This is a genomic window from Plantibacter cousiniae (nom. nud.), assembly GCF_977070315.1.
This window is the reverse complement of record NZ_CDRVEU010000003.1, coordinates 515879-534883: the sequence shown is the minus strand read 5'-3', so window position 1 is coordinate 534883 and position 19005 is coordinate 515879. Positions and strand designations below refer to the sequence as shown.

Genomic DNA, 19005 nt, shown 5'->3' with positions numbered 1-19005 from the left:
CGATGCGGGTTGGAGGTCAGTGCTGGCGTCGCCACGCGCGGATCGTGCCCCAGACAACCACGGCACCCAGCACAGGCAACACCAGCGTGAGCATTTTGCTTTCAAGCCGTTCGGCCAGCGCCATGCCGGTGCTGATCGACAGGATATGCAGCCCGTAGGTCAGGTACAACGACAGCAGAAACAGGCCTTCCAGACGGTCTATCCGGTATCCGGAATAGAACAGCGGCACGCACAACAGCGAGACGCCGAGCATGATCGGCAGGTCGAACACCAGCGCATTTGGCGAGATCGTCAGCGGCACCGGGGCGATCAGTGCGGTCAGCCCCAGTACGCCCAGCAGGTTGAACAGGTTGCTGCCGATGACGTTACCCACGGCAATATCGCGTTCACCACGGAACGCTGCGATCAGCGAGGTCATCAGTGCCGGCAATGATGTACCGATGGCAATGATGGTCAGGCCGACGATGCGCTCGGAAAGCCCCAGGTGGATGGCAATCACCACTGAAGCGTCGACCAGCAGGTGTCCGCCAGCGGTCAGCAGCAGCAAGCCCGTGGCAAGCATGAGCATGCGTGTGAAGGTACGAGGTTTTTCGGCTGTCTCGGCATGCCCGTGGCGCGGCGCATGACCACCCTGACGGATGATGATAATCAGGCAGGCCAGCAACCCGGCAAGCAGCAGTGCGCCGTCCAGTTTGCTGAATTCGCCGTTCCACGAAAGACCGATAGCCAGCAGACAGGCACCGATCATCAACGGAATATCGATGTGCAGTACCTGACGGGCAACGCGTAGCGGAATGATCAGCGCGCAGAGGCCAAGGATCACCAGTACATTGAAAATGTTGCCGCCGATGACACTGCCCACGGCGATGTCGGTGTTATCGGCAAACGCGGCTTGCAGGCTGACTGCCATCTGCGGCGCACTGGTGCCCATCGCCACGACGGTCAGACCGACGATCAGTGGCCGGACCTTGAAAATCGCCGCCAGATGTACCGCTGCACGCACTGACAGTTCCGCCCCGATCAGCAGCAATAACAAGCCACTAAGCATTTGGATAAGCGCGGGGGCGGGCAGGGCCGATAGCTGGAGAATACGAGTGTCCTTGTCGGAGGTGATCGGAGGTTGGGGTTAATCCAGGGCCTGCACGCGGACTGGCGCTGTCCCGCTGCGCAGCATACCCAGTTGTTCGGCCGCTTCGCGAGAGACATCGATCAGACGGCCGCGCGTGTGAGGGCCGCGATCGTTGACGCGTACGACTACCGACCTGTCGTTGTCCAGATTGGTGACCTTGACGCGCGTGCCGAAAGGCAGTTGTCGGTGCGCAGCGGTCAGCGCATTCTGATTGAACGGTTCGCCGCTGGCAGTGCGGTTGCCATGATGGCGGGCGCCGTAATAGGCGGCGGTGCCAGTCTCGTCGTAACCATGGGGGTCGATGATGTGATTGGCGCACCCTGCCAGTAAGGTCAGCAGGCTGCAGGCAAAAATAAGGCGGCGCATGGGGTGGGTTCCTGAGTGCCGGAGTAGTTGTGGTTGACGCTCGTGCCAATCCTCCATGCTGGCATGCGTTTCGTGACGTTCCGCGTACTCAACAGCGGACGCAGAGCGTCCGGAACTGCATTCCCACGCGGAGCGCTCAGCGTTATACATAAGTCATGAAGAGCCCAGAAGGCGGGGTCTTTGACCGCAATCGCGGTGAATAAAGATCTCCGTGGGAGTGAGCTTGCTCACGAAGACCTTGGTCCAAACGCCCTGTCTCTAGAGGCTGTACCGGCCTATTCGCGAGTAAGCTCGCTCCCACAAGACTCGTGTATAACGCTGATCGCATAGCATGGGAACGTGAGTGACGAGGATCAGCCCTCCAGCTTGGTCTTCAGCAGTTCGTTGACCTGCTGCGGGTTGGCTTTGCCTTTGGAAGCTTTCATCGCCTGACCAACGAAGAAACCGAACATCTTGCCGCGCTTGGCTTCATCGGCGGCGCGATATTGTTCGACCTGCTCCGCGTTGGCTGCCAGCACCTCGTCGAGCATCGATTCAATGGCACCGCTGTCGGTGACCTGCTTCAGGCCGCGCTTTTCGATGATTTCATCGGCGCTGCCTTCACCATTGGCCATCGCCTCGAAGACCATTTTCGCGATCTTGCCGGAAATGGTGTTGTCGGTGATGCGCTTGAGCATGCCGCCCAACTGCTCGGCACTGACCGGCGACTGGTCGATCTCCAGGCCCTGCTTGTTGAGCAGGCTGCCCAGCTCGACCATGACCCAGTTGGCTGCCAGTTTGGCGTCACCACTGATGCTCACCACTTGTTCGAAGTAGTCAGCCTGCTCACGGCTCGAAGCCAGCACGCTGGCGTCGTAGGTCGAGAGGCCGAACTGGCTCTGGAAGCGTTCGCGTTTCTGTGGTGGCAGCTCCGGCAAGGTGGCGCGGGTTTCTTCGAGGAAAGAATCCTCGATGATCACCGGCAACAGATCCGGGTCGGGGAAGTAACGGTAGTCGTTGGCTTCCTCCTTGCTGCGCATGGCGCGGGTTTCGTTGGTGTTCGGGTCATACAGGCGCGTTTGCTGGATAACCTTGCCACCGTCTTCGATCAGATCGATCTGGCGCTGAATCTCGCTGTTGATCGCCTTTTCTATAAAGCGGAACGAGTTGACGTTCTTGATCTCGCAGCGCGTGCCGAACTCGACCTGGCCCTTCGGACGAATCGATACGTTGCAGTCGCAGCGCAGCGAACCTTCGGCCATGTTGCCATCACAGATGCCCAGGTAGCGCACGATCGCGTGGATGGCCTTGACGTAAGCCACGGCTTCCTTGGCGCTGCGCATGTCCGGCTCGGAAACGATCTCCAGCAGCGGCGTGCCAGCACGGTTCAGGTCGATACCGGTCATGCCCTGGAAGTCTTCGTGCAGGCTCTTGCCTGCATCCTCTTCCAGGTGCGCACGGGTGATGCCGATGCGCTTGACCGTGCCGTCTTCAAGGGGGATGTCCAGGTGGCCCTTGCCGACGATCGGCAGCTCCATCTGGCTGATCTGATAGCCCTTGGGCAGGTCCGGGTAGAAGTAGTTCTTGCGGGCGAACACGTTGTGCTGGCCGATTTCGGCGTTGACGGCCAGGCCGAACTTGACGGCCATGCGCACGGCTTCCTTGTTCAGCACCGGCAATACGCCAGGCATGCCCAGATCGACGAGGCTGGCCTGCGTGTTGGGCTCGGAGCCGAACGTGGTCGCGCTACCGGAAAAAATCTTTGATTGGGTCGAAAGCTGGGTATGAATCTCCAGCCCGATGACGACTTCCCATTGCATGTGTTTCTCCTCAGAAGCCTTCAGGTGCGCGAGTGTGCCAGTCGGTGACTTGCTGATACTGATGCGCCACATTCAAGAGACGGCCTTCCTGGAAATACGGAGCGAGCAGCTGCACGCCGACCGGTAGACCGTCGACGAAGCCTGCAGGCATGGACAAGCCGGGCAGGCCCGCCAGGTTGGCGGTGATGGTGTAGAAGTCTTCCAGGTATTCGGCAATCGGATCGTTGGTCTTGGCGCCGATCTTCCAGGCCGGGTTGGGCGTGGTCGGACCGAGAATCACGTCGACATCGGCGAACGCGCTCATGAAGTCGTTCTTGATCAGGCGACGGATTTTCTGCGCCTGCAGGTAATAGGCGTCGTAGTAACCCGCCGACAGCGCGTAGGCGCCGACCATGATGCGTCGCTGGACTTCCGGGCCGAAGCCTTCGGCGCGCGAGCGCTTGTACAGGTCGGTCAGGTCTTTCGGGTCTTCGCAGCGATAGCCGAAACGCACACCGTCAAAGCGCGACAGGTTGGACGAGGCTTCAGCCGGGGCGATGACGTAGTAGGCCGGGATCGCGTGCTGAAGGTTCGGCAGGCTGATTTCCTTGACGATCGCGCCGAGCTTTTCCAGCTCCTTAACGCTTTCATGCACCAGCTGCGCGATGCGCGGGTCCAGACCTGCGCTGAAATACTCTTTCGGCACACCGATACGCAGGCCCTTGAGCGAGGTATTGAGGCTGGCGGAGTAGTCCGGAACCGGCTCGTCGATACTGGTCGAGTCCTGCGGATCGAAACCGGCCATGCCTTGCAGCAGCAGTGCGCAGTCTTCGGCCGTGCGTGCCATCGGACCCGCCTGATCGAGGCTGGAGGCGTAGGCAATCATGCCCCAGCGCGATACGCGGCCGTAGGTCGGCTTGAGGCCCGTGAGGTTGGTCAGTGCCGCAGGCTGGCGAATCGAGCCGCCCGTGTCGGTGCCGGTCGCGGCGGGCAACAGGCGTGCAGCGACAGCGGCTGCCGAACCACCCGAAGAACCGCCAGGGACGCATTCCAGGTTCCACGGGTTTTTCACCGCGCCGTAATGGCTGGATTCGTTGGCCGAACCCATGGCGAATTCGTCCATGTTGGTCTTGCCCAGTGTCACAGTACCGGCCGATGCCAGACGCGAAACAACCGTGGCGTCGTACGGTGCCTTGAAATTGTCGAGCATCAGCGAGCCGCAACTGGTGCGGATGCCCTGGGTGCAGAACAGGTCCTTGTGCGCCAGCGGAGCGCCGAGCAGCGGGCCGTTTTCACCAGCGGCGCGGCGCGCGTCTGCCGCCTGCGCCTGGGTGATGGCCAAGTCTTCGGTGAGGCTGATGAAGCTGTTGAGCTGCGGGTCGAGCGTCGCGATGCGCGACAGCAGAACGCGAGTCAGCTCTTCGGAAGAAAACTTTTTATCGGCGAGTCCGCGAGCGATCTCGGCCAGAGTCATTTGATGCATGCAGGCGCTTTCCCTTACTCGATGACTTTCGGAACCAGATAGAGGCCGTCTTGGACCGCTGGTGCGATGGCTTGGTAAGTGTCACGACGATTTCGCTCGGTGACGGCGTCTTCGCGCAGGCGCTGGGTGGCTTCCAGCGGGTGAGCCAGCGGCTCGATGCCAGTGGTGTCGACTGCTTGCATCTGATCGACCAGCCCAAGAATGCTGTTAAGTGCTTCGGTGGTACGCGGGATATCGGCGTCATTGAGACCCAGTCGGGCCAGATGAGCGATCTTTTCCACGTCGGAGCGTTCAAGCGCCATGGGGTATCTCCAGTGGAATGCTTATGGATTTGCTTTGTTGCCAATTGCGGAACACTATCGCGTTATTACTGTCTCAAGCCGCTAACGTCGAGGGTGGTGTTCGGAAAACCGCCAATTTAGCATATTGGCTCCTTGCCCAAAATCCCTGTCGTTGTTAGAGTTTGCCGCACTTTTTTTACCACGCGTTCCCTAGGGTCCCTTTCCCATGTTCAAGAAACTGCGTGGCATGTTTTCCAGTGATCTATCCATCGACCTGGGCACTGCCAACACCCTTATTTACGTGCGTGAGCGCGGTATCGTTCTGAATGAACCCTCTGTCGTTGCCATTCGTACTCACGGCAACCAGAAGAGTGTCGTGGCCGTCGGTACCGAAGCCAAGCGCATGCTGGGCCGTACTCCAGGCAACATCGCAGCCATTCGTCCAATGAAAGACGGCGTTATCGCCGACTTCAGCGTCTGCGAAAAAATGTTGCAGTACTTCATCAACAAGGTTCATGAAAACAGCTTTCTGCAGCCCAGCCCTCGTGTGCTGATCTGCGTTCCGTGCAAATCCACCCAGGTTGAGCGTCGCGCGATTCGCGAGTCGGCCCTGGGTGCAGGCGCACGCGAAGTCTTCCTGATCGAAGAGCCGATGGCCGCAGCAATCGGTGCCGGTCTGCCGGTGGAAGAAGCTCGCGGCTCGATGGTTGTCGACATCGGCGGCGGCACCACCGAAATCGCCCTGATCTCCCTGAACGGTGTGGTGTATGCCGAATCCGTACGGGTTGGCGGTGACCGTTTCGACGAAGCGATCATCACCTATGTGCGCCGCAACTACGGCAGCCTGATCGGCGAATCCACTGCCGAGCGCATCAAGCAGGAAATCGGTACTGCCTATCCGGGCGGTGAAGTGCGTGAAGTCGACGTCCGTGGCCGTAACCTGGCTGAAGGCGTTCCGCGTGCGTTCACGCTGAACTCCAACGAAGTTCTCGAAGCACTGCAGGAGTCGCTGGCGACCATCGTTCAGGCGGTCAAGAGCGCTCTGGAGCAATCGCCTCCGGAACTGGCCTCGGACATCGCCGAGCGTGGTCTGGTCCTGACCGGTGGTGGTGCGTTGCTGCGTGATCTGGACAAGTTGCTGGCGCAGGAAACCGGCCTGCCGGTCATCGTTGCCGAAGATCCGCTGACCTGTGTAGCGCGTGGCGGTGGCCGTGCGCTGGAAATGATGGATAAGCACACCATGGATCTGCTCTCCAGCGAATAATTCGCCGGGGTGCCTTTCACGGAGTCTTTTGTATGCAGGTAGCGGATATGCTACCTGTATGCTTCAGGCTGACGCCGAAACAGGGTGCCTATCTCTTTCATTTGTCCGGGCCGGTTACATACCGCATGAATAATTGCCAATCGAAGTTCGATCCAACGATCGCATGCCCCGGAGGAGCGGCCCATTAAACCGCTTTTCTCAAAAGGCCCTTCGCTGGGCGTACGTCTGCTGGTGCTCGCCGTTCTGTCGGTTGCGTTGATGGTTGTCGACGCCCGCTTTACGATCCTCAAGCCCGTGCGCAGCCAGATGTCGATGGTGCTCATGCAGTCCTACTGGATCGTCGACCTGCCACAGCGTCTGTATCAAGGCGTCGCCAGTCAGTTCGGCAGCCGCACAGAGCTGATCGCCGAAAACGAAAAACTCAAGACCGAAGCCCTGCTCCTGCAAGGTCGCCTGCAAAAGCTGGCGGCACTGACCGAGCAGAACGTCCGGCTGCGTGAGTTGCTGAACTCCTCGGCGCTGGTCAACGAAAAGGTCGAGGTCGCCGAGCTGATCGGCATGGACCCGAACCCCTTCACCCATCGCATCATCATCAACAAGGGCGAGCGCGACGGCGTGGTGCTCGGTCAGCCTGTGCTCGATGCACGCGGCCTGATGGGGCAGGTGGTCGAGTTGATGCCCTATACCTCACGCGTCTTGTTGCTGACCGACACCACCCACAGCATCCCGGTGCAGGTCAACCGCAACGGTCTGCGTGCCATCGCCAGCGGCACCGGTAATCCGGAACGTCTGGAGCTTCGGCATGTGGCGGACACCGCAGACATCAAGGAAGGCGACCTGCTGGTTAGCTCGGGCCTTGGCCAGCGATTCCCGGCCGGCTACCCGGTGGCAACGGTCAAGGAAGTGATTCACGACTCCGGCCAGCCGTTCGCGATCGTTCGGGCAGTGCCCACCGCTGCGTTGAATCGCAGTCGCTATCTGTTGCTGGTGTTCTCTGACGGCCGCTCGCCGGAAGAACGCGCTGCCGATGCGGCGCAAGCGCAGGAATCCCTCGACAAGGGCATCGAGCCTTCCGTGATGGCGACGTTGCCTCCGCCGACACCCGCCTTCCCGATGTGGCCACAGGCAGTCGTTCCGGTCTTTCCGGGCAGTACGCTGACGCACAAGCCGGCGGCGCAATCGACAACCCCTGCACCGGCGGCAACGCCTGCGACACCGGCAAGACCTGCCTCCCGGCCTGCGGCGTCACAGCCGCCTGCCTCAAGACCTTCCACCGCTCGGGAGCCTATCGATGGTTAGTCATGTTTCCGGGCGCAATGGCTGGGTGGTCTGGCTGACGTTTGCGATCGGTCTGTTGCTGAGCGTTTCGCCGCTGCCGCAATTCATGGAAATTTTCCGCCCGCTGTGGCTGGCCCTGCTGCTGACCTTCTGGGTTCTGGCGCTGCCGCACAAATACGGCATGACCACCGCGTGGATACTGGGCCTGATGGAGGATGTGCTGTACGGCACACTGCTCGGCCAGAATGCCCTGATCCTCAGCCTGATTACCTTTCTGGTGATGTCCCTGCAGCAGCGCCTGCGCATGTTTCCCATGTGGCAACAGTGCCTGGTGCTGTTGGTGGTATTCGGTCTGGCGCAGCTTGCGCAACTCTGGCTGAGCGCATTGACCGGCAACCGTCAGCCTACGCTGGCGCTGGTGCTGCCCGCGTTGGTCAGCGCTCTGTTGTGGCCCTGGATCAGTTATGGCCTGCGTGGATTGCGCAAACGTTTGAAAATCAATTAAGCGCAAGGTGAGCGCGACGCCCCGCTGCGTCCCTCGCGCTCACCCGCACAGACACGGAGATGTCCTTATGCCCTCGCTTTATCTGGCTTCTGGCTCGCCGCGCCGCCGCGAACTTCTGACTCAGATCGGTGTGCCGTTTACCGTACTGAGCGCTCAGATCGACGAAACCCCCTTTGACCATGAAACCCCCGCTACCTATGTTGAGCGTCTTGCGCTGGGCAAGGCTCAGGCCGGGCTGTCCGTGCTGCCAGCCGAACAACAGGCCTGCGTGATGGGGGCCGACACGGCGGTGGTGCTCGATGGACGCATTCTTGGCAAGCCGGTCGATGAAGCGGATGCCTTGGCGATGTTGATGGCCCTGTCCGGGCGCGAGCATGACGTGCTGACGGCTGTCGCGCTCAGTGATCGGCAACGCAGCGAAACCCGTATTGTTACCAGTCGTGTGCGCTTTCGCCCGATTCAAACCCATGAAGCCCAGGCCTACTGGACCAGTGGCGAGCCCGCCGACAAGGCCGGCGGCTATGCCATCCAGGGGTTGGCAGCGATTTTCGTCGAGGGTCTGCAAGGCAGCTATTCTGGGGTGGTGGGGCTGCCCCTGTGCGAAACCGCAGAACTGCTCGGCCATTTCGGCATACCCTGCTGGCAATGCCTGGAAGGTGACAAGTCATGAGTGAAGAGATTCTGATCAACATCACGCCGATGGAATCGCGCGTGGCAGTGGTGGAAAACGGGGTTCTGCAAGAGGTGCACGTCGAGCGCACCCAGCGTCGCGGCATTGTCGGCAATATCTACAAAGGCAAGGTTGTGCGGGTGCTTCCCGGCATGCAGGCGGCGTTCATCGACATTGGTCTGGACCGCGCGGCGTTCATTCATGCGTCGGAAATCTCCATGCGGGAAGGGCCAGCGGTCGAGAGCATTGCGTCGCTGGTACATGATGGCCAGAGCCTTGTCGTGCAAGTCACCAAAGACCCGATCGGCAGCAAGGGCGCACGGCTGACCACGCAACTCTCCATTCCGTCACGTTATCTGGTGTACATGCCGCGCACTGCGCATGTGGGCATCTCGCTGAAAATCGAGGACGAAGCCGAGCGCGAACGACTCAAGAAAGTGGTCAGCGATTGTGTTGCCCAGGAAGGTATCAAGGAAGCCGGAGGTTTCATTCTGCGCACTGCTGCGGAAGGCGCCGGTGCCGACGAAATCCTCATGGACATCCGCTATCTGCGCAGGCTCTGGGATCAGATCGGCGAGCAGATCAAGACCGTCAGTCCACCCACGGTGATTTACGAAGACCTGGGCCTGGCGCTGCGCACCTTGCGCGATCTGGTCAGCCCGCGCATCGAGAAGATCCGTATCGACTCGCGGGAGACCTTTCAGAAAACCACCCAGTTCGTGGCCGAGCTGATGCCGGAAATTGCCGACAGGCTCGAGCACTATCCGGGCGAGCGGCCGATCTTCGACCTCTATGGGGTCGAGGACGAAATCCAGAAGGCCCTCGAGCGCAAGGTGCCGCTCAAGTCGGGTGGCTATCTGGTAATCGACCCGGCCGAAGCGATGAGCACCATCGACGTCAATACCGGCGCGTTCGTGGGGCATCGCAACCTCGAAGAAACCATCTTCAAGACCAATCTGGAAGCCGCCACGGCCATCGCCCGGCAGCTGCGCCTGCGCAATCTGGGCGGCATCATCATCATCGATTTCATCGACATGGAAGACGGTGAGCATCAGCGTCAGGTGCTGCGCACGCTGGAGAAACAACTGGAACGCGATCACGCCAAGACCAACATCATCGGTATCACCGAGCTGGGTCTGGTGCAGATGACGCGCAAGCGCACCCGCGAAAGCCTCGAGCAGGTGCTGTGCGAACCGTGTCATTGCTGCGCAGGGCGGGGCAAGCTGAAGACCCCCGAGACCATCTGCTACGAAATCTTCCGGGAAATCCTGCGCGAGGCCAGGGCCTATCAGGCAGTGGGCTATCGCGTTCTGGCCAATCAGCGCGTGGTGGATCGCCTGCTCGACGAAGAGTCCGGCAACGTGGCTGAGCTGGAGAGCTTTATTGGCCGCACTATCCGTTTTCAGGTAGAAACCATGTACTCGCAGGAACAATACGACGTGGTGCTGCTCTGAGGGTGCTGATCGTTTGAAATATATGAAAAGTGCCCTACGGGTTTCTGGCAGGTATGCCGTTTTATCGAGAATGATGCGTGGCGAATGAGCAAAACCTGTACCTGACCGCACCTGCACCTCCGAGCCGGAATCCGTTCGCCGATTCCGCTCCTCGCACCTCGCAGTGGAGGGCCTCCTGAGATGGGACGTCTTCCTCGCCTTGTCGCAACCCTGACCCGCTGGGGGCTGAGCCTGTGCGCACTGATGCTGGTGCTTGCGGCGCTGTACGTGAGTCTCGGCCGTCAATTGACGCCGCTGGTTGCCGAATACCGTGTCGATGTGGAAACCCGTGCCAGCAGCGCGTTGGGTATACCGTTGAGCATCGGCAGCCTGGAAGGCAGCTGGAGCCGCTTTGCTCCGGTATTGCTGGCCAACGATGTGATGGTCGGCGAGGGCACCAGTGCCCTGCGTCTGGATCGCGTAAGGGTTGTTCCCGACCTTTGGGAAAGCCTGCTGGCGCGTGACGTGCGCATCGCTCATATTGAAGTGGACGGCCTGCAGTTCAGTCTCAGGCAGGACAAGGACGGCGCATGGTCGGTTCAGGGCTTGCCGGTGCACAACGACAGCCCCTTCGACCCCGAGCAGGTGCTCAGGCAGATGCAGATGGTCGCGCATTTGTCGCTGCTCGACAGCCAGGTTACGGTGCAACCGTTTGACGCCGCGCCGCTGACCCTCACCTATGTAAACCTCAGCCTGGACACCGGCAGCTATGCCCAGCGACTTGACGCACGCCTGACCCTGCCGGATGGTCAGCCGGTCGCGCTCAACGTGCGCTCGCGCATTCAGGCCAGTCAGTGGAAGGACGGCGAGGCCGATGTCTACGCCAGCCTGCCGCAAAGCGACTGGGCCAAGTGGCTGCCGAAAAGTCTCACGCGCGAATGGACACTGTCGAAGCTGCAGGCCGGGGGCGAGGTCTGGTTGAATTGGGGCAAGGGCACCGTGCAAAGCGCGACGACGCGCCTCAATGCACCGCAGGTCAAAGGCGTTTATGCCGGTCGAAAACCGGCGACGATCGATAATCTCGCGCTGAACGCATGGTTTGCACGGACTGAAACAGGTTTCGACCTGAACCTCGATTCACTGGCGATGAGCCTTGGCGACACGCGCTGGGAAAGCCGTGTGCAACTGACGCAAACCGCCGCGACGCCCGACAGCGAAGAGCTCTGGCACGTACAGGCTGATCGTCTGGACCTGACTCCCGTCACGCCGCTGATCGACTCCCTCGCGCCCCTGCCTGACAAGGCCATGGCAGTGGTCGACGGCCTCAAGGTGACAGGCGGGCTGCACAACGTGCTGCTCGACTACCGGCCGCAGGCAGTGGGCGACAAGCGCCTGAGCTTTGCCGCCAATCTGGACAAGGTGGGTTTCAACGCGTATCGCGGGGCCCCGGCGGCCGGAAATGTCACCGGTGCCATCAGCGGGGATCTGGGGCAGGGCGAGCTGCGCCTCGACACCGATGATTTCATGCTGCACCTGGACCCGATCTTCGCCAAACCCTGGCGTTACCAGAAGGCCAATGCCCGTCTGACCTGGAAACTGGATGATCAGGCGTTCACGCTGATCGCCCCGTATATCAAGGTGCTTGGCGACGAAGGCAAGATTGCGGCGGACTTTCTGATCAAGATTCATCTCAGTCATGATCAGGAAGATTACATGGACCTGCGGGTCGGCATGGTTGACGGCGATGGCCGTTACACCAGCAAGTACCTGCCGACAGCGCTCAGTCCGGAGCTTGATCACTGGTTGCGCACCGCGGTGGTAAGTGGCGCGGTCAAGCAGGGGTTCTTCCAGTATCAAGGGTCGCTGAACAAGAATTCGCCCGATACGGCGCGTGTCATCAGCCTGTTCTTCGATGTCAGTAACGCAACGCTGGCGTTCCAGCCGGGCTGGCCTTCGCTGACCGGGGTGGATGGCAAGGTCTACGTCGAAAACAGCGGTGTACGTGTCAAGGCAAGCAAAGGCCAGTTGCTCGATACCAAGGTCAGCAACGTGCTGGTCAATATTCCTCATGTGCCGTCAGGTCAGGACAGTCACCTGCTGGTGGACGGTAATTTCTCCGGAAACCTGATCGACGGCCTGAAGATTCTCCAGCAGGCGCCCATTGGCACGGGCAGCACATTTGCGGGATGGCAGGGCGAAGGTCCGCTGGACGGCAAACTGAAGCTGGATATCCCGCTGGCCAAGGGCGTCGAGCCAAAGGTCGTGGTGGATTTCAGCACCGACAATGCGCGTCTGAAACTGGCTGACCCGGTGCTGGAGCTGACTCGCCTGAAGGGCGATTTCCGTTTCGACAGCGCCAGTGGCCTGAGTGGCAAGGGCATCAAGGCCCAGGCATTTGATCGTCCTGTGACCGCAGAAATCGCCGCCGAGGGCAAGCCAGGCGACAACGTGACACGCATTGTGGCGAACGGGCAAATCACCGTGAAGCGGCTGACCGACTGGCTGAACGTGACCCAGCCGCTGCCGGTCTCCGGTGACCTGCCGTATCAGTTGCAGTTGATTCTGGACAGCAAGGACAGCCCGCTGGTAATCAACTCCACGCTCAAGGGCGTGGCGATCGATTTGCCCGCACCGTTTGGCAAAACCGCCGAACAGGAGCGTCCCAGCGAGTTCCGCATGACTCTGCAAGGCGCGGAGCGCAGGCTCGGCGCGGCGTATAACGATCAGGCCAACTTTGCTTTCGCTGCACCGAATGGCAAGTTTGCCGAAGGTCGAGGCGAACTCTATCTGGGGCGCGGCGGGGCGATCGTGCCGGACGCCAAAGGCTTGCGGATCCGTGGCGAGTTGTCCGAGCTGGATATAGCGCCCTGGCAGGAACTGGCCGCGCGGTACGCCGGGAATGATCCGGGCGGCAACGCGAAGCAACTGCTTAACAGCGTCGATCTGCAGATCGGCAAGCTGACCGCGATGGGCACCACACTCAATGACGTGCGTGTTCAATTGCAGCGCAACGCGGCAGCCTGGGCCCTGTCGCTGGACAGCGCGCTGGCCAAGGGCACGGCAACGCTGCCCGACGCCAAGTCTGTCCCGATCGGCATCAACATGCTCTACGTTCGACTGCCTGCATCCGATCCGACAGCGACCGTGGTGGAAAATGCACCCGACCCTCTGGCGGATATCGACCCGCACAATATCCCTGCGCTGGACGTGAAGATCTCCCAACTGTTTCAGGGCGATCAGTTGCTGGGGGCCTGGGCGTTGAAATCCCGGCCGACGCCTGCCGGCATGCGCATGTCGGACATGAGCCTGGGGCTCAAAGGCATCCTGCTGGAGGGTGACGCTACCTGGGAGGGCACGCCCGGGTCCAGCAGCAGTTCGTTCAAAGGCCGCCTGGCGGGCAAGAACCTCGCGGATGTGCTCAAGGCGTGGAACTTCGCACCCACCGTCACCAGTGAACGCTTCGAGATGAACGTGGACGGACGCTGGCCGGGTTCGCCTGCCTGGGTCGGTCTGAAGCGCTATTCCGGCAGTCTGGATGCCACGCTCAACAGAGGCCAGTTTGTCGAAGTCGAGGGCGGTGCTCAGGCGTTGCGGGTATTCGGGCTGTTGAACTTCAACTCCATCGGCCGGCGTCTGCGCCTGGACTTCTCCGACCTGCTGGGCAAAGGCCTGAGCTACGACCGGGTCAAAGGGCTGCTGGTCGCCAGCGACGGTGTCTATGTGACGCGCAACCCGATCACCCTGACCGGGCCTTCGAGTAATCTGGAGCTCAACGGTACCCTGGACATGGTTCGTGATCGCGTCGATGCGAAGCTGCTGGTGACCTTGCCGGTCACCAACAACCTGCCTATCGCTGCGTTGATTGTCGGCGCACCCGCCATTGGCGGGGCGCTGTTTCTGGTCGACAAGCTGCTGGGCGACCGGGTTGCGCGTTTCGCCAGCGTTCAATACAAGGTCGAAGGGCCTTGGAAAGAGCCGAAGATCACGTTCGACAAGCCATTTGAAAAGCCCCAATAGCGTCTCATGGAGTACAGTGGTGGCCATGTCATTCAGGAGCGGGTTGCCATGTCTTTCGCGGTGATTCAGATGGTCAGCCAAAGCGATGTCCTGGCTAATCTGGGCAGTGCTCGGCGTTTGCTGGAACAGGCGGCTGAAGGTGGCGCGCGGTTGGCGGTACTGCCCGAAAACTTCGTCGCGATGGGGCGCCGTGACGTTGCTGATATCGGTCGTGCCGAGGCTCAGGGGCACGGACCGATCCTGCCATGGTTGAAACTGGCCGCTCGCGACCTCAAGTTATGGATTGTTGCCGGAACCTTGCCACTGCCGCCGGATGATCGGCCGGATGGCAAGGTGACGGCGTGTTCGCTGTTGATCGACGAGCACGGTGAGCAGGTGGCCCGTTATGACAAACTGCATCTGTTCGATGTAGACGTCGCTGACAACCGTGGCCGCTATCGTGAATCGGATGACTATGCTCATGGGAGCAGCGTGGTGGTAGCCGATACGCCCGTGGGGCGTCTGGGGCTGACCGTCTGCTACGACCTGCGCTTTCCCGAGCTGTACACCGCGCTGCGTGAAGCCGGTGCTGAACTGATTACCGCGCCGTCAGCGTTCACTGCGGTAACGGGGGCTGCGCACTGGGACATTCTGATCCGCGCGCGTGCCATCGAAACCCAGTGTTACGTGCTGGCGGGAGCACAGGGCGGGGTCCATCCGGGGCCTCGCGAGACTTACGGACACGCGGCCATCGTTGATCCATGGGGACGCGTACTGGCCGAGCAGGCACAGGGTGAAGCGGTGCTGCTGGCCACACGAGACAGTCAAGAACAGGCGTCCATACGGGCGCGGATGCCGGTGTCCAGTCACCGGCGCTTTTTTTCGCAGGACGCCATGCGGCCTGCTTCGGAGTGAATATGAGTGATCTGTCCTCAGTCAGCGAACACCTTCTGGCACCCGGCGGCCTGAACCTCGACAGCCTGCAGTCCGTGCTGGGCGATCTGGCCGGGCCAGGAATCGACGCGGCCGATCTGTATTTTCAGGGCATGATCTCCGAGTCCTGGTCGCTCGAAGACGGGATCGTCAAGGAAGGCAGTTTCAATCTCGATCAAGGCGTGGGCGTGCGTGCCCAGTCGGGTGAGAAAACCGGCTTTGCGTACAGCAACGCGATCACCGCCGAGGCACTGCGCACCGCCGCGCAGGCCGCGCGTTCCATCTCCCGCGCTGGCCAGAATGGTCGCGTGCAGGCTTTCACCTCGCAGGACTTGGCGCAGTTGTACGCCCCGGATAACCCGCTGGAAGTGTTGAGCCGCGCCGAGAAGGTCGAGTTGCTCAAGCGCATCGACGTTGCGACGCGTGCGCTGGACTCGCGTATCCAGCAGGTTTCGGTGAGCATGGCCGGCGTCTGGGAGCGCATTCTGGTGGCCGCCGCGGATGGCAGCCTTGCCGCCGATGTGCGCCCGCTGGTGCGCTTCAATGTCAGTGTCATCGTCGAGCAGAATGGCCGTCGCGAGCGGGGCGGGCATGGCGGCGGCGGGCGTACCGACTACCGTTATTTCCTGACCGACGATCGCGCCATGGGCTATGCCCGTGAGGCCCTGCGTCAGGCGCTGGTCAACCTGGAAGCGATTCCCGCCCCGGCAGGCACCTTGCCGGTAGTACTTGGCTCTGGTTGGTCTGGCGTGCTGCTGCACGAAGCAGTGGGTCACGGCCTTGAGGGCGACTTCAACCGCAAGGGCAGTTCGGCCTACAGCGGGCGCATGGGCGAGATGGTTGCGTCGAAACTCTGCACCATCGTCGACGACGGCACCCTGGCGGGGCGTCGTGGCTCGCTGAGTGTCGATGACGAGGGCACACCGACCGAATGCACCACGCTGATCGAGAATGGCGTGCTCAAGGGCTACATGCAGGACAAGCTCAATGCGCGCCTGATGGGCGTGGCACGTACCGGCAACGGCCGTCGCGAGTCCTATGCCCACCTGCCGATGCCGCGCATGACCAACACCTACATGCTGGGCGGGCAGAGCGATCCGCAGGAAATCATCGCCTCAGTGAAGCGCGGCATCTACTGCGCCAACCTGGGCGGTGGCCAGGTGGATATCACCAGCGGCAAGTTCGTGTTTTCAACCAGTGAGGCCTATCTGATCGAAGACGGCAAGATCACCGCGCCGGTCAAAGGCGCGACCTTGATCGGTAACGGGCCGGAAGCCATGAGCAGGGTGTCGATGGTGGGTAACGATCTGTCGCTGGACAGCGGCGTCGGTACATGCGGGAAAGATGGCCAGTCGCTGCCGGTCGGTGTGGGTCAGCCTACGCTGAAAATCGACGCGATCACCGTGGGTGGCACCGGTAGCTGAATGTGAGTCGGGGCCGGCTGCCTCTGCTGCCGGCCCCGAGGGCGAAATCAACGCAGACCGCGTTGAAGTTCGTCCAGCTCACGGATGTATTTGAAGATTTTGCGGCTGGTGGCCGGCGGTTTGTTGCGTGCAACTTCGTGTTGCGCCTGACGGATCAGCGAACGCAGCTGCTGACGGTCGGCATCGGGGTATTCGACAACGAATTTCTCGAGGTCGGCGTCATCGCCCGCAATCAGGCGATCACGCCAGCGCTCCAGATTGTGGAAACGTTCATTGTATTGGCGAGTGGAGGCATCGAGTTGGTCCAGCAACACCAGAATGGCTTCCTGGTCCTGATCGCGCATCAGCTTGCCGATGAACAGAATGTGCCGCTTTCGCGCGATGTTCGCCGTGTGCTTGGGCGCTTCGGCCAGGGCCTTGCGCAAAGCGTCGGTCAGCGGCAGCTTGGCCAGCACATCGGCTTTGAGTGTTGTCAGTCGCTCGCCGAGGTCGACCAGAGCATGCAGCTCTCGTTTGACCTGGGTTTTGCTTTTCTCCCCGTCGAGGGAGTCGTCGTAAGAATCAACCATGGGGGCAGTCCGCAAAGAAACGCCGCCATGATAACCAGTCGTGGGCCGCTTGTCCGGCCCGGTCGGTATTCGGCCTGTGCTGAAAGAAGAATTTGATGGAGAAAGTCATGAGTGCAACCCAAAGCGTCGGCCCACAAGCCTTGCCCGAACTGCAGGAACAGGTCGAGCAGATCATCGCCGAAGCCCGGCGTCAGGGTGCCAGCGCCTGCGAAGTCGCGGTGTCGGTGGACCAGGGGCTGTCGACATCGGTCCGTCAGCGTGAAGTCGAAACCGTCGAGTTCAACCGCGATCAGGGCTTTGGTATCACCCTGTATGTCGGGCAGCGCAAGGGCTCGGCCAGCACGTCGGCAACCGGCGCCGATGCGATTCGTGAAACGGTCGCCGCTGCACTGGCGATTGCCGAGCACACCTCCGAGGATGAAAGCTCCGGGCTGGCCGACGCTGCGCTGATGGCCAAAGAGGTCATGGATTTTGACCTTTATCACACCTGGGACATCACGCCCGAGCAGGCCATCGAGAAAGCGCTGATCTGCGAAGCGGCGGCCTTCGATGCCGACAGCCGCATCAAGAACGCCGATGGCACTACGCTCAATACCCATCAGGGCTGCCGCGTGTATGGCAACAGCAATGGCTTCATCGGTGGCTATGCCTCAACGCGTCACAGCCTCAGCTGTGTGATGATTGCCGAGGGTGAAGGCCAGATGCAGCGTGATTACTGGTATGACGTCAACCGCCAGGGCGAGCTGCTGGCCGATGCGCAGAGTATTGGCCGCAAGGCCGCGTTGCGTGCGGCAAGCCGTCTGGGTGCGCGTCCGGTGCCGACCTGTGAAGTGCCAGTGCTGTTTGCTGCGGAGCTGGCGGGCGGCCTGTTCGGCAGCTTTCTCGGCGCCATTTCCGGTGGCACGCTGTACCGCAAATCGTCGTTCCTCGAAGGCGCGCTGGGTCAGCGCCTGTTCCCTGAGTGGATGACCATCGATGAGCGCCCGCACCTGAAGCATGCGATGGGTAGTTCGGCGTTCGACAGCGACGGTCTGGCGACCTTCGCCAAGCCATTCGTGGCAGGTGGGGATCTGGTTTCCTATGTGCTGAGCACGTATTCCGGCCGCAAGCTGGGCATGCCGAGCACCGCCAACGCGGGCGGTGTACATAACCTGTTCGTCACCCATGGTTCGGACGACCAGGCTGCGCTGATTCGGCGCATGGGGCGCGGCTTGCTGGTCACCGAGCTCATGGGCAGCGGTTTGAACATGGTCACCGGCGACTATTCGCGTGGCGCGGCAGGCTTCTGGGTCGAGAATGGCGAGATTCAGTTCCCGGTTCAGGAAGTGACCATTGCCGGCAACATGCGCGACATGTTCAAGCAGATCGTCGCCGTTGGCAGCGATCTTGAGCTGCGCAGCAACATCCGCACCGGCTCGGTACTGATTGAGCGAATGACCGTAGCGGGTAGCTGACAGGCCCCCGATTCCGGCTATCGTGCCCATAAATGCAGAGCGTGGGCACGATAGTTGCGATCATCGTTCCCTACGCTCCAGCGTGGGAATGCAGTTCACGACGCTCTGCGTCGTCAAAAGGACGCAGAGCGTCCGGAACGGCATGCGACGCGGAGCGCCGCACGATAGTTGAGGTTATCGCTCCCTACGCTTCAGCATTGGGAATGCATTTCGTGACGCTCTGCGTCACCCATCCGCTTGCGGCTTTGACCGCCAATAACTTCCCTCCGAACCCGCGTTTTACGTTTCCCTCAAAGCATGTTCACGCTCACCGGCGCAAGGCGGTGAAGCGATCGGGCTTGTGTTGATTCTCTATCTCATTTAATAATGAATATCATTTATAAAATGAACTGCGATCATGGGGTCTGCTTTGAACGAGTTGCCTTAGCTGGAAACCAGCGTG

The 19005-nt window shown here is 61.0% G+C and carries 15 protein-coding genes; 9 read left to right on the top strand and 6 right to left on the bottom strand.

Features of this window, described 5'->3' with window-relative positions; genetic code table 11:
- Positions 1 to 16 precede the first annotated feature (16 nt).
- The 5 genes from ACW55A_RS09230 to gatC form a co-directional block, all read right to left on the bottom strand.
- Positions 17 to 1048 carry a calcium/sodium antiporter gene (locus ACW55A_RS09230; protein ID WP_003431514.1) on the bottom strand — a complete coding sequence of 344 codons (1032 nt, stop codon included), beginning with the start codon at positions 1046 to 1048 and terminating at the stop codon, positions 17 to 19.
- A 78-nt stretch (positions 1049 to 1126) separates the two neighbouring features.
- Complete coding sequence (locus ACW55A_RS09225) at positions 1127 to 1495, bottom strand: septal ring lytic transglycosylase RlpA family protein (protein WP_003307318.1); 369 nt, start codon at positions 1493 to 1495, stop codon at positions 1127 to 1129.
- A gap of 353 nt (positions 1496 to 1848) precedes the next feature.
- Positions 1849 to 3294: an Asp-tRNA(Asn)/Glu-tRNA(Gln) amidotransferase subunit GatB gene (gene gatB / locus ACW55A_RS09220; protein WP_058398014.1), complete on the bottom strand. Its 1446-nt coding sequence runs from the start codon at positions 3292 to 3294 to the stop codon at positions 1849 to 1851.
- A gap of 10 nt (positions 3295 to 3304) precedes the next feature.
- Positions 3305 to 4756: an Asp-tRNA(Asn)/Glu-tRNA(Gln) amidotransferase subunit GatA gene (gene gatA, locus ACW55A_RS09215; protein ID WP_004411689.1), complete on the bottom strand. Its 1452-nt coding sequence runs from the start codon at positions 4754 to 4756 to the stop codon at positions 3305 to 3307.
- A 14-nt stretch (positions 4757 to 4770) separates the two neighbouring features.
- Positions 4771 to 5058, bottom strand: coding sequence for an Asp-tRNA(Asn)/Glu-tRNA(Gln) amidotransferase subunit GatC (gene gatC, locus ACW55A_RS09210; RefSeq protein WP_002555109.1), 288 nt, complete (start codon positions 5056 to 5058; stop codon positions 4771 to 4773).
- Positions 5059 to 5263: 205 nt separating this feature from the next.
- Between gatC and mreB the strand changes: the two genes are divergently transcribed.
- The 8 genes from mreB to tldD all read left to right on the top strand — a co-directional run bounded on the left by mreB (position 5264) and on the right by tldD (position 16540).
- On the top strand, positions 5264 to 6301 hold the full coding sequence (gene mreB / locus ACW55A_RS09205; protein WP_002555108.1) for a rod shape-determining protein MreB: 1038 nt from the start codon (positions 5264 to 5266) through the stop codon (positions 6299 to 6301).
- 129 nt (positions 6302 to 6430) lie between these two features.
- Positions 6431 to 7600 (top strand): rod shape-determining protein MreC, encoded by a 1170-nt coding sequence (mreC, locus tag ACW55A_RS09200; RefSeq protein WP_499140268.1) that lies wholly within the window; start codon positions 6431 to 6433, stop codon positions 7598 to 7600.
- Complete coding sequence (gene mreD / locus ACW55A_RS09195; protein ID WP_003364106.1) at positions 7593 to 8084, top strand: rod shape-determining protein MreD; 492 nt, start codon at positions 7593 to 7595, stop codon at positions 8082 to 8084. The genes mreC and mreD overlap by 8 nt, the downstream gene beginning before the upstream one ends.
- Before the next feature lie 67 nt (positions 8085 to 8151).
- On the top strand, positions 8152 to 8754 hold the full coding sequence (locus ACW55A_RS09190; protein ID WP_455808420.1) for a Maf family protein: 603 nt from the start codon (positions 8152 to 8154) through the stop codon (positions 8752 to 8754).
- Positions 8751 to 10208, top strand: a complete 1458-nt coding sequence (rng, locus tag ACW55A_RS09185; protein ID WP_003364105.1) for a ribonuclease G — start codon at positions 8751 to 8753, stop codon at positions 10206 to 10208. Before ACW55A_RS09190 ends, rng begins: the two co-directional genes overlap by 4 nt.
- 180 nt (positions 10209 to 10388) lie before the next feature.
- The gene (locus ACW55A_RS09180; protein WP_498810877.1) at positions 10389 to 14204 is read left to right on the top strand and encodes a YhdP family protein; all 3816 of its coding nucleotides are present in this window, start codon (positions 10389 to 10391) and stop codon (positions 14202 to 14204) included.
- 48 nt (positions 14205 to 14252) lie between these two features.
- A complete protein-coding gene (locus ACW55A_RS09175) occupies positions 14253 to 15098 on the top strand; it encodes a carbon-nitrogen hydrolase family protein (RefSeq protein WP_498810878.1) in 846 nt (281 codons plus the stop codon).
- A gap of 2 nt (positions 15099 to 15100) precedes the next feature.
- A complete protein-coding gene (tldD, locus tag ACW55A_RS09170; RefSeq protein WP_498810879.1) occupies positions 15101 to 16540 on the top strand; it encodes a metalloprotease TldD in 1440 nt (479 codons plus the stop codon).
- Between the two features lie 47 nt (positions 16541 to 16587).
- Here the strand turns inward: tldD and yjgA are convergent, their stop codons facing one another.
- On the bottom strand, positions 16588 to 17109 hold the full coding sequence (gene yjgA / locus ACW55A_RS09165; protein ID WP_003364101.1) for a ribosome biogenesis factor YjgA: 522 nt from the start codon (positions 17107 to 17109) through the stop codon (positions 16588 to 16590).
- Positions 17110 to 17216: 107 nt separating this feature from the next.
- On the opposite strand from yjgA, the gene pmbA reads away from it, so the two are divergent.
- Positions 17217 to 18563 (top strand): metalloprotease PmbA, encoded by a 1347-nt coding sequence (pmbA, locus tag ACW55A_RS09160; protein WP_003364100.1) that lies wholly within the window; start codon positions 17217 to 17219, stop codon positions 18561 to 18563.
- The last annotated feature ends 442 nt before the right edge of the window (positions 18564 to 19005 follow it).

What these genes read in the sequence shown, in the direction of transcription:
- yjgA (WP_003364101.1), bottom strand. Translation starts at nt 17,109, where the DNA reads ATGGTTGATTCTTACGACGACTCCCTCGACGGGGAGAAAAGCAAAACC.
- gatA (WP_004411689.1), bottom strand. Translation starts at nt 4,756, where the DNA reads ATGCATCAAATGACTCTGGCCGAGATCGCTCGCGGACTCGCCGATAAA.
- ACW55A_RS09180 (WP_498810877.1), top strand. Translation starts at nt 10,389, where the DNA reads ATGGGACGTCTTCCTCGCCTTGTCGCAACCCTGACCCGCTGGGGGCTG.
- rng (WP_003364105.1), top strand. Translation starts at nt 8,751, where the DNA reads ATGAGTGAAGAGATTCTGATCAACATCACGCCGATGGAATCGCGCGTG.
- tldD (WP_498810879.1), top strand. Translation starts at nt 15,101, where the DNA reads ATGAGTGATCTGTCCTCAGTCAGCGAACACCTTCTGGCACCCGGCGGC.
- ACW55A_RS09190 (WP_455808420.1), top strand. Translation starts at nt 8,152, where the DNA reads ATGCCCTCGCTTTATCTGGCTTCTGGCTCGCCGCGCCGCCGCGAACTT.
- mreB (WP_002555108.1), top strand. Translation starts at nt 5,264, where the DNA reads ATGTTCAAGAAACTGCGTGGCATGTTTTCCAGTGATCTATCCATCGAC.
- pmbA (WP_003364100.1), top strand. Translation starts at nt 17,217, where the DNA reads ATGAGTGCAACCCAAAGCGTCGGCCCACAAGCCTTGCCCGAACTGCAG.
- ACW55A_RS09225 (WP_003307318.1), bottom strand. Translation starts at nt 1,495, where the DNA reads ATGCGCCGCCTTATTTTTGCCTGCAGCCTGCTGACCTTACTGGCAGGG.
- mreD (WP_003364106.1), top strand. Translation starts at nt 7,593, where the DNA reads ATGGTTAGTCATGTTTCCGGGCGCAATGGCTGGGTGGTCTGGCTGACG.
- gatB (WP_058398014.1), bottom strand. Translation starts at nt 3,294, where the DNA reads ATGCAATGGGAAGTCGTCATCGGGCTGGAGATTCATACCCAGCTTTCG.
- ACW55A_RS09230 (WP_003431514.1), bottom strand. Translation starts at nt 1,048, where the DNA reads ATGCTTAGTGGCTTGTTATTGCTGCTGATCGGGGCGGAACTGTCAGTG.
- ACW55A_RS09175 (WP_498810878.1), top strand. Translation starts at nt 14,253, where the DNA reads ATGTCTTTCGCGGTGATTCAGATGGTCAGCCAAAGCGATGTCCTGGCT.
- gatC (WP_002555109.1), bottom strand. Translation starts at nt 5,058, where the DNA reads ATGGCGCTTGAACGCTCCGACGTGGAAAAGATCGCTCATCTGGCCCGA.